Raw genomic sequence first — 9,053 nt, 5'->3', positions numbered from 1 at the left:
ACGTACTACTTAGATTGAAAAATATCTATAAGATCACTCGTTTAAAGGATTTGAAGAACGAATGGTTATTCGCATAAGTGATAAAACGCAAAATTATAGCAAAGTCACCAAATTGCTAGTTAAGCCATTTGTTTATTATAATAACTAATATCTAAATATTCAGCTAATTTACGAGCAATTTCCCTTCCATTGGATCCAAACTGCCTCGATATCGTTATAATCACATTTTTTTCCATGCCAATTTCCTCTTTTTTCTTATATCATACAATAATATGTTAAAATAGTGTAGTGGAGGAAGGTTATGAAAAAAATTATTTTTTTAGATTTAGACGGAACTCTATGGACATTTGAAAAGATTCCTGGTTCTGCTTTAGAAGCAATTGAACATGCAAGAAAAAACGGGCATAAAATTTATATAAACACAGGTAGAACACGTTGTGAAGTCCCTCAATTTTTATTAGATATGAATTTGGATGGCTATTGTTTCGGTTCTGGCAGTGAAATCATAATTGATAATAAACAAGTTCTTTTTGAACCATTGAAAAAAAGAGACACTCAATTTATTCAGCACATTGCCAAAGATTCAGGATTCTCTTTAGAGGGAAGCAAAATGACATTTACTAGTGAGAAAAACAGAGAAAGAATGCGCCAATTTAATACAGACAATCGCATGGGAAATCGTTTCTTATCTTTTCCAGATATTTCAACAATGACCGACGATGATTACAATCAAGTCATGAAAGTCAGCATTCATTTTGACTCACTTTCACAAAGAGAAGAAATATTAAGGCAACTTCCTAAACATTTAACATTCACAAACTTCATGCATTTAGGCGGAGAAATCACACATTCAGAATGCAATAAAGCTACGGCTATTCAGTTTGTCAAAAATTATTATGAAGAAGAATATAAAACCGTTGCGATAGGTGATTCTGAAAATGATTTACCAATGTTAGAATATGCTGATATTTCAGTTGCGATGGGAAACGGTGTCAAAGAGGTAAAAGAAAAAGCCGACTATGTCACAGATAAAATTGACAATGACGGCTTATACAAAGCTTTTAAATATTTAAAGCTATTTTAGAATCAGAAATGATTCTTTTTTTACTGTTGTTGTTCTTTCATTACATCTGCGTATTTTCTACGACCTGGATGTAAGTTATCAACATAGTAACGAACTGTTAAAGTTCCAGCAACCTTAGTACGAATCTTAGGCTCTACAATAAAGCCGTCTCCTTCTAACATTGCATCTAACATAGCTTTGCAGCATGTAGCTAAATTCTTTGCTCCTGGTTCACATTCATTCATAAACTCTTTGGCATTCACTTCGATATATAACCACATTTTATCATGAGCTTCTTGTTTCATTTCCTGTAAACGAGTAGCATACTGTTCTTGAGTCCATTTTTCCATAATCCACGACATCCTTTCTTATATACTAATCATACATCATTCTAACAAATAACTCAAACTTTGGCCTTTATTTATAGTTACATTTGTCACATTATTTGCAAATTGTGCAAAATAAACACAATTGGAATCGTTACCACACACGAAACACTTGTCAAGAAGATAGCCTTACTAGCAAGCGTTGCATCTTCACCATACATAAGTGCATATACACTAGAATTACTTGCCACCGGCATACACATAATAAGTATAATTGTATTTTCGATCAATGGATCAATTTGAAATATTGATAGTGAAAGCATATAAATCAATGGCAACACAATCATTTTAAATATTGTAAATGCCCACAGCTTTATATCCAATAACTCTTTAACATCCATTTTGACTAATCCAGCACCAATTACCATCATAGATAATGGCGTAGTCACATTACCTATATATGTACATGTCTGAGCTAAAACATATGGAAGTTTAATACTAAAAATACAAAGTATTAGAGCAACAATGGATGCAATCATAGGTCCATTCATAAATTTCTTAAAAGAAAAACCTCCCTTACGAAATAAACTCTCTCCATATCCATACATCAAACAGTTTAGTGGTAATAAAAATAAAGCTCCATAAAGCATGGCTTGATCCCCTAATATGGCTTGAATAGCGGGTAATCCCATAAAACCGGCATTGGTAAATAGAATCATAAATTGCCATAGAGCTTTATTTTTTTGAATATGTAGAACTTCTACACTTATTTTAGATACAATACCAGTAAATATCGTAAACAAGGAAAAAATAATCAATACATTTAATAATTCACTTCCAGTAAATGGAGATCCATTTTTAACCGAACTAATAATCAAGCCTGGAATCCCGATTTTTAACAAGATATTTGATGCATATACATTTACTTCATCATTAAAAATATTCTTTTTAGCTCCCACAAAACCAACAATCATAATCAATAATAAAATAGTCATTTGTGTAACAATTGTTGTGATATTCATAATAATCCTCTTCCCTTAAATTAAAAGGACAACAATGTGTTGTCCTACATTTGTAAAGATAATAAACCTAAGCCGTCTTATTGTCAATTTGGATTGACCATTGTTAGTTGTACCTTTTGTTTCTCCTGATCAATATTGTATACCCATACCGTAACAATATCTCCTACAGAAACAACATCACTTGGGTGTTTCACTCGATTTGTACTCATCTTTGAAATGTGAACTAAACCATCTTCGTGTAGTCCAATATCGACAAAGGCACCAAAGTCAACCACATTACGAACTGTACCTTCTAGCTTATCATTAATATGTAAGTCTTCGATTTCCAATACATCTTTTCTTAATAAAGGAGCATCATATTTATCACGATAATCTCTAAGTGGCATACAAATCGCATCTAAGATATCCTTCAATGTATAACTATCTAATCCTGTGTCTTGCATCAATTGTTTTGTATCACAATCTGAAATTACATCTTTAGCTTTTTGTGTTCCCAAATCCGAAGTATCCAAACCTAATTCCTTCAACAATACTTTCGTTGCCTTATACGATTCAGGGTGAATGCTTGTGCGATCCAACGGTTCTTTTCCATCTTCAATACGTAAAAATCCAGCTGCTTGTTCAAAGGCTTTTGGCCCAATCTTAGGAATCTTTTTAATTTGTGTACGTGATTCAATTTTTCCATTTTCTTCACGATATGCCACAATACTTGTAGCACTCGCGTTATTCAATCCTGCAATATTTTTAAGTAGAGAAACACTGGCTGTATTGATATTTACACCCACGCGGTTAACTGCTTTTTCTACCACAAAGTCTAAACGTTCTTTTAATCTTGCGGTTGGTAAATCATGTTGATATTGTCCAACACCAATCGATTGAGGATCGATTTTAATCAATTCAGAAAGTGGGTCCATCAATCTTCTCGCAATCGAAATGGCACTTCTTTGTTCAACATGTAAGTCTGGAAATTCTTCAATAGCTAATTTAGATGCACTATATACACTGGCTCCTGCTTCAGAAACAATGGTATAAGAGACTGGTAAATTAAATTTCTTAATTGTATTAGCTACAAAAGCTTCACTTTCTCGACTTGCCGTACCATTGCCAATCGCAATTAAATTTACATGATATTCTTTACATAATTGAACTAATTTTTGTTCAGACTCTCTTACTTTCGCATTTGGCTGATGTGGATAGATTACATCGACCGTTAATTTTTTACCAGATGCATCAATAACAGCCAATTTACATCCGGTTCTAAAGGCCGGGTCAAAGCCTAGAATTACTTTATCTTTCATAGGTGGTTGAAGTAGCAACTTCTCTAAGTTCATAGAAAATACATCAATACTTGATTCATGTGCCTTTTCACTTAGAGCCGAACGAACCATTCTTTCAATGGAAGGATAGGCAAGTCTTTTTAAACCATCTAAAATAGCAGCACGAACATATTCACTTGTACCACTGTTAGTAAAGCGAATAAATCTTCGGTATACCCAGTTTTCAATATATTCTTCATTAAAAGAAATCGAAACATTTAATACTTTTTCTTTTTCCCCTCGATCAATGGCCATAACTCGATGCGGTGCTAAAGTATTCACTCTTTCTGAATAGTCATAATACATCTTATAGACTTTATGAGCATCTTCATGACCTTTCTTTTCACTTGTAACAATACGACCAAAGTTTGTCATTGAATCGAATATTTTATTACGTACATCTACATCATCACTCACTTTTTCAGCAATGATATCACAAGCACCTTGAATAGCAGCGTCTCTGTCTTTTACATTTTCATTGATGTAAGCATCCAATTCTGTTTCTTTAAAATAACGAGGAAAAGACATAAAAGTATCGGCTAATGGCTGTAAACCGTTGGCAATCGCAACACTTGCACGCGTCTTTTTCTTTTGTTTGTAAGGACGATAAATATCTTCTACTTGTGATAGTTTTGTACATGCATTGACATTCTTAATAATTTCATCATCCAATTTTCCTAATGTTTCAATACGTGCCAAAACTTCTTCCTTACGCTTAGCTAAATTCACTTGATACGCATAATTTTCTTGAATGACACGAATTTGTTCTTCGTCCAAACCTTTTGTACGCTCTTTACGATAACGTGCAATAAAAGGAACTGTAGCTCCTTCCTCTAATAATTCCAATGTATTCTTAACTTGTGTAATTGAAATATTCAATTCTTTCGCAATTAAGGAAATTATATTTTCATCCATAGTAAAACCTCATTTCAACTCTATTATTATACCAAGAAAACACTTTACAACACAAAATTTACCACTTAGCTTTCCATTTTTACCACTTACTTTCAAAGACTATACTTTTGAATATTCATATGAAATAATAAGGCCATGAAAGTAAGACTAGAAATTGATGATTCATTAAACGAAGATGAAATTGTCATACGTACAAAAGAATATACTGAGGAATTGAAGCAATTACTTTCTGATTTTAAATCAAAGCCTAGTATACAATTCTTTAAACAAGATACAGAGTATTATTTGGATTTAGATGCGATTCTATTCTTTGAAAGTGACAATGGAACGGTATATGCACATACTGCCAATGATATGTTTTCCACAACACAGAAGTTATATGAATTAGAAAATATATTGCCGAATTCCTTTTTAAGAATTTCTAAATCTACAATAGTGAATATTCAAAAAATATTTTCTTTATCGCATTCTGTATCGAATCATCTCATTACTTTTCAAAATAGTCATAAACAAGTGTATGTATCAAGAATGTACTACAAAGTATTAAAGGAAAGAAGGAATCATTTATGAAAAGAAATTGGTTTTGGGGCATTATTTGTATTCTAGGTGCCATTTTAATTTTTGGGAATCTATTTGGTTTTCTACCATTTACATTTAGTCTATGGAAAATTGCAGGAACTCTTATCTGTCTATCCGTTATTATCGACGGAATCAAAGAAAGAAGCTTCTACAGCCCTTTATTTGGGATTGCGATTATTTTCTATTTATTCAGAGAAGATTTAGGTTTTGAAGATATTTCTCTATGGCTTCTATTATTAGCTACTTGGCTATTAGCTTGGGGACTTACAAGCATTATTTATCCCAAAACAAGACACATTGAAATAGAAGATATTGAATATTCTACAAATTCCATCATCAATATTACTTCTAGTTTTGGTGAAAAAGTTCAATATATTCAAACCAATGATTTACAATATGTGACCATTGACTCTAAATTTTCAGGATTGAAACTCTATTTTGATCAGGCTACCATTCAAAATCAAGCTACGATTGAAATTGATGGAAACTTTACAGGCATTGAACTCTATGTACCTAAAGAATGGAATGTACAAAGTCATGTTCGTGCCTTCTTTGGTGGAGTTGATGAAAAAGGACAACCATCATCTAGTGGCTATCCTACATTAAATATCACAGGGCGTATTCATTTTGGCGGAATTGAAATTCATTATATCTAAGAAAGACAATTAACGTCTTTTTTTATATTCTGTATCATTTTTTGCGAGAAGATATAAACAATATTGATTCATACTAATGCCTTCCTCTTTAGCGTGTATAAATAAGGATCCATGAAGACTTTTAAGGATTCTTAATTTAAATTGTCCTGAATATGATTGTAGGTCTCTAGGAAGCGGAATCTCTTTTACATCTTCTAACATACCTAAAATCCATGTTTCTTTTGCGTCTTTGGCTAGTTCTCACAAGTCATCTAATGAATCTGAACATGTCATACATCCAGGAAGATCTGGATAAGATAATACATATCCCCCCTTCATCTTTATCTTCAAAAATTTCCATACGATACGACAGACTCATGTAGTATTTAAGTTCTTGATTCATATTCCTTCATCTCCTCTTCTATCACTTTTTTTATCATTTTTTCATACATCTTTTTTATAGGTTTATGTCTTGGAATCACAATGCGACTACATCCAGGTTTTACAAATGAGTAATGACTCGATCCACCTTTAGGTTGTTTGATCTCATTTCTATATTCTTTCATCACTTTAACTATCTCTTCGAAACGAATATCATGATCCAATTCTAAAAATCTTTTTAACAGTTTATCCAAAGAAGACATCTTTTCACCTTCATTATATTTGGTGTCAATCATGTTTTTAATGATCTCTACCTTAATTAAATCAGATGTATGTGAAAAAGACATTGAAAATCAAAAAAAGAAGTCGTTAGACTTCTAATTCAACTCATTTTTTTGAACCGTACGCATTGCACTGATCCACAATGGAATCAATACCAGTGTAGCTGCAACCCATGCTGTTTGATCGGCCCATGTGATCGCACCATATTTGAAAATAGGCACAAAACATAATGCCACAATACATCGTGCAATCATTTCTACAAAGCCTGCAAGCATAGCTCGAGCAGAATAGCCAAGGCCTTGAACGGACATTCTTGTAGTGATTAGAATTCCTAGTACAGGGTAGAAGTAACCCATTCTTCTTAAATATAAAGCACTCGCATTTAACACTTGTGATTCATTGGCGCTCACAAACATCATACTAAGAATTCTTCCAAAGAAAACCATTACGACACAGGCGAATGCACCATATAAAATACTCACCATTACGCCTTTATGATATCCATCCTGGATTCGTTCTAATTTGCAAGATCCATAGTTTTGCGAAAGGAATGTAGAAACAGCTGCACCTAATGCATCAAATGGACACATCATCAATGATTTAATACGCATACCTGCTGTAAAACCAGATACATAAATGGTTCCCAAATCATTGTTAGCCGACTGCATGACCATAGAACCTATGGCTGTGATCGAAAACTGTAAGCCCATAGGAACACCCATAGCAAGGAGTTTTAGAGAATGTTGCTTATCCACATAACGACTTGATTTAGGTATATGTAAAATATTGACTTTAAAAGCAATTAACAATAAACACAAAATACCACTTACGGCTTGGGCAAAAATGGTTGCGATGGCAGCCCCTGCACATCCCCATTTCAAAACAAGAATGCAGAAAAAATCAAGGCCAATATTTAAAAATGCAGAAAAAGCTAAAAAGAAAAATGGCGTTTTTGAATCTCCAATAGCTCTTAATATAGCCGATAAATAATTATAGAGTAATGTGAATGGTATCCCTAAAAATATGACAACCAAATAGGCATAGGCATCGTTAAAGATTTCATCATTGACTTGTAAAATGTGAAGAATGTCTGCACAAAACACAACGACAAAGATGGATACCACAAAGGCTGTAATGGCTGTCCATACAGCTCCTGCATAAATATAAGTGTGCATTTCATCGGGTCTTTTTGCACCATAACTTTGCGAAACCATGATTGCGAAGCCTTGGCATATTCCCATACAAAATCCTAGAATCAAAAACTGCACACTGCTGCTTGCGCCTACGGCTGCCAATGCTTTAGAACCTAGTGTTTGACCAACAATAGCCGCATCAACAACGTTATAAAATTGTTGAAATAAATTTCCTAATAATAATGGAATACTAAAATTCAAAATGAGTTTTAAAGTATTCCCCTCAATCATACTCTTTTGCATATTCCCTTTTTTAAACCTCACCAAAAAAGAAGCCATTTTATTGACTTCTTACCAAGCTAATACTTCAATTCCTTTTTCTGTAACTAGAATTGTATTTTCCCATTGCGCCGATAACTTTCCATCTTTTGTATAAGATGTCCATCCATTATCTTTATCAATATATAAATCACGAGTTCCTTGATTGATCATAGGCTCAATAGTGAAGACCATACCTGGTGCAATAACCATACCTGTATTACGAATTCCTACGTGATGTACATATGGATCTTCATGGAAAGCATTACCAACACCGTGTCCACAGAAATCAACAACAACACTGTAACCATTTTTGTGTGCATGTTCTTGAATAGCAGCACCAATATCTCCAATGTATCCCCAAGGACGTACGGCTTCTTTACCAATTTCTAAGCATTCTTTAGTCACTTCAACTAAGCGTTTTGCCTCTTCACTTACATGACCAATACAGAACATTCTAGATGCATCCGCAAAGTGTTTATGTACAATTGTAGTGCAGTCGACATTTATAATATCGCCATCTTTTAATACGACTTTCTCACTTGGAATACCATGACAAATTTCATTATTAATAGATGTACAAACACTCTTAGGGAACCCTTCATAACCTAGACATGCAGGAATTCCACCATGACTTGTTGTATAATCATATACTAATTTATCAATATCTTCTGTCGTCATACCTGCACAAATTTTTTCTCCAACTAAATCAAGAACTGCATTATTGATTTTAGCCGCTTTCTTGATCCATTTAATATCTTCTTCCGACTTGATTAAATTATGACTAGGAACAATTTTCCCTTGAAGTTTTAATACATTAATTGTATTGTCCCATTCTTCATGACAATGTTTATATTTTTTACCAGAACCACACCAACATGGACTATTCTTACCAATCATCTTGATCCTTCTTTCTATATATTCGTTAGACACAACTTATTATACACGAAAACCAAAAAAAAAGCTTCCGATTGATTCAGAAGCTTCTAAATGCATTATTCACCAAAATAACGTTTTAATAATCCAGCAAATGCCTTACCATGACGAGCTTCATCACGAGCCATTTCGTGTACTGTATCATGA

11 protein-coding genes and 1 pseudogene are annotated in these 9,053 nt (G+C 33.3%); 3 read left to right on the top strand and 9 right to left on the bottom strand.

Features of this window, described 5'->3' with window-relative positions:
- Window positions 1-119 precede the first annotated feature (119 nt).
- Window positions 120-236, bottom strand: coding sequence for a cytidylate kinase family protein (locus FYJ55_RS09710; RefSeq protein WP_154556655.1), 117 nt, complete (start codon window positions 234-236; stop codon window positions 120-122).
- A gap of 65 nt (window positions 237-301) precedes the next feature.
- Between FYJ55_RS09710 and FYJ55_RS09705 the strand changes: the two genes are divergently transcribed.
- Complete coding sequence (locus FYJ55_RS09705) at window positions 302-1,084, top strand: HAD family hydrolase (protein ID WP_154556654.1); 783 nt, start codon at window positions 302-304, stop codon at window positions 1,082-1,084.
- 20 nt (window positions 1,085-1,104) lie between these two features.
- Here FYJ55_RS09705 and FYJ55_RS09700 read toward each other — a convergent pair whose 3' ends face one another.
- From FYJ55_RS09700 to FYJ55_RS09690, 3 genes are all read right to left on the bottom strand, one after another.
- A complete protein-coding gene (locus FYJ55_RS09700) occupies window positions 1,105-1,413 on the bottom strand; it encodes a hypothetical protein (RefSeq protein ID WP_118114744.1) in 309 nt (102 codons plus the stop codon).
- Between the two features lie 86 nt (window positions 1,414-1,499).
- The gene (locus tag FYJ55_RS09695; protein ID WP_154556653.1) at window positions 1,500-2,411 is read right to left on the bottom strand and encodes an AEC family transporter; all 912 of its coding nucleotides are present in this window, start codon (window positions 2,409-2,411) and stop codon (window positions 1,500-1,502) included.
- Window positions 2,412-2,494: 83 nt separating this feature from the next.
- Window positions 2,495-4,642, bottom strand: a complete 2,148-nt coding sequence (locus FYJ55_RS09690) for a Tex family protein (protein ID WP_154556652.1) — start codon at window positions 4,640-4,642, stop codon at window positions 2,495-2,497.
- A 135-nt stretch (window positions 4,643-4,777) separates the two neighbouring features.
- Between FYJ55_RS09690 and FYJ55_RS09685 the strand changes: the two genes are divergently transcribed.
- Both FYJ55_RS09685 and FYJ55_RS09680 read left to right on the top strand, forming a co-directional pair.
- Complete coding sequence (locus FYJ55_RS09685) at window positions 4,778-5,212, top strand: LytTR family DNA-binding domain-containing protein (RefSeq protein WP_154556651.1); 435 nt, start codon at window positions 4,778-4,780, stop codon at window positions 5,210-5,212.
- The gene (locus tag FYJ55_RS09680; RefSeq protein WP_154556650.1) at window positions 5,209-5,877 is read left to right on the top strand and encodes a LiaF transmembrane domain-containing protein; all 669 of its coding nucleotides are present in this window, start codon (window positions 5,209-5,211) and stop codon (window positions 5,875-5,877) included. Before FYJ55_RS09685 ends, FYJ55_RS09680 begins: the two co-directional genes overlap by 4 nt.
- Window positions 5,878-5,886: 9 nt before the next feature.
- On the opposite strand, the gene FYJ55_RS11175 is transcribed toward FYJ55_RS09680, so the two are convergent.
- The 5 genes and pseudogenes from FYJ55_RS11175 to FYJ55_RS09655 form a co-directional block, all read right to left on the bottom strand.
- Window positions 5,887-6,078, bottom strand: coding sequence for a toxin-antitoxin system HicB family antitoxin (locus FYJ55_RS11175; RefSeq protein WP_229771153.1), 192 nt, complete (start codon window positions 6,076-6,078; stop codon window positions 5,887-5,889).
- Window positions 6,079-6,242: 164 nt separating this feature from the next.
- Window positions 6,243-6,533, bottom strand: coding sequence for a type II toxin-antitoxin system HicA family toxin (locus FYJ55_RS09670; protein WP_229771152.1), 291 nt, complete (start codon window positions 6,531-6,533; stop codon window positions 6,243-6,245).
- 81 nt (window positions 6,534-6,614) lie between these two features.
- Window positions 6,615-7,955, bottom strand: coding sequence for an MATE family efflux transporter (locus FYJ55_RS09665; protein ID WP_154556649.1), 1,341 nt, complete (start codon window positions 7,953-7,955; stop codon window positions 6,615-6,617).
- A gap of 48 nt (window positions 7,956-8,003) precedes the next feature.
- Window positions 8,004-8,870: a methionyl aminopeptidase gene (locus FYJ55_RS09660; protein ID WP_117926505.1), complete on the bottom strand. Its 867-nt coding sequence runs from the start codon at window positions 8,868-8,870 to the stop codon at window positions 8,004-8,006.
- A 95-nt stretch (window positions 8,871-8,965) separates the two neighbouring features.
- Window positions 8,966-9,053, bottom strand: a pseudogene (locus FYJ55_RS09655) (NADH peroxidase); the annotation flags it as partial.

The sequence above is a fragment of the Holdemanella porci genome (assembly GCF_009696075.1).
In the GTDB taxonomy this organism is placed as follows: Bacteria; Bacillota_I; Bacilli_A; order Erysipelotrichales; family Erysipelotrichaceae; genus Holdemanella; species Holdemanella porci.
The sequence above is the reverse complement of the archived record's forward strand: the minus strand, read 5'-3'. Positions and strand labels throughout refer to the sequence as shown.

Bases quoted from the DNA above. Each gene is read 5' to 3' on its own strand.
- FYJ55_RS09685 (WP_154556651.1), top strand. From the start codon at position 4,778: ATGAAAGTAAGACTAGAAATTGATGATTCATTAAACGAAGATGAAATT.
- FYJ55_RS09700 (WP_118114744.1), bottom strand. From the start codon at position 1,413: ATGGAAAAATGGACTCAAGAACAGTATGCTACTCGTTTACAGGAAATG.
- FYJ55_RS11175 (WP_229771153.1), bottom strand. From the start codon at position 6,078: ATGTTAGAAGATGTAAAAGAGATTCCGCTTCCTAGAGACCTACAATCA.
- FYJ55_RS09690 (WP_154556652.1), bottom strand. From the start codon at position 4,642: ATGGATGAAAATATAATTTCCTTAATTGCGAAAGAATTGAATATTTCA.
- FYJ55_RS09705 (WP_154556654.1), top strand. From the start codon at position 302: ATGAAAAAAATTATTTTTTTAGATTTAGACGGAACTCTATGGACATTT.
- FYJ55_RS09695 (WP_154556653.1), bottom strand. From the start codon at position 2,411: ATGAATATCACAACAATTGTTACACAAATGACTATTTTATTATTGATT.
- FYJ55_RS09660 (WP_117926505.1), bottom strand. From the start codon at position 8,870: ATGATTGGTAAGAATAGTCCATGTTGGTGTGGTTCTGGTAAAAAATAT.
- FYJ55_RS09665 (WP_154556649.1), bottom strand. From the start codon at position 7,955: ATGCAAAAGAGTATGATTGAGGGGAATACTTTAAAACTCATTTTGAAT.
- FYJ55_RS09670 (WP_229771152.1), bottom strand. From the start codon at position 6,533: ATGATTGACACCAAATATAATGAAGGTGAAAAGATGTCTTCTTTGGAT.
- FYJ55_RS09710 (WP_154556655.1), bottom strand. From the start codon at position 236: ATGGAAAAAAATGTGATTATAACGATATCGAGGCAGTTTGGATCCAAT.
- FYJ55_RS09680 (WP_154556650.1), top strand. From the start codon at position 5,209: ATGAAAAGAAATTGGTTTTGGGGCATTATTTGTATTCTAGGTGCCATT.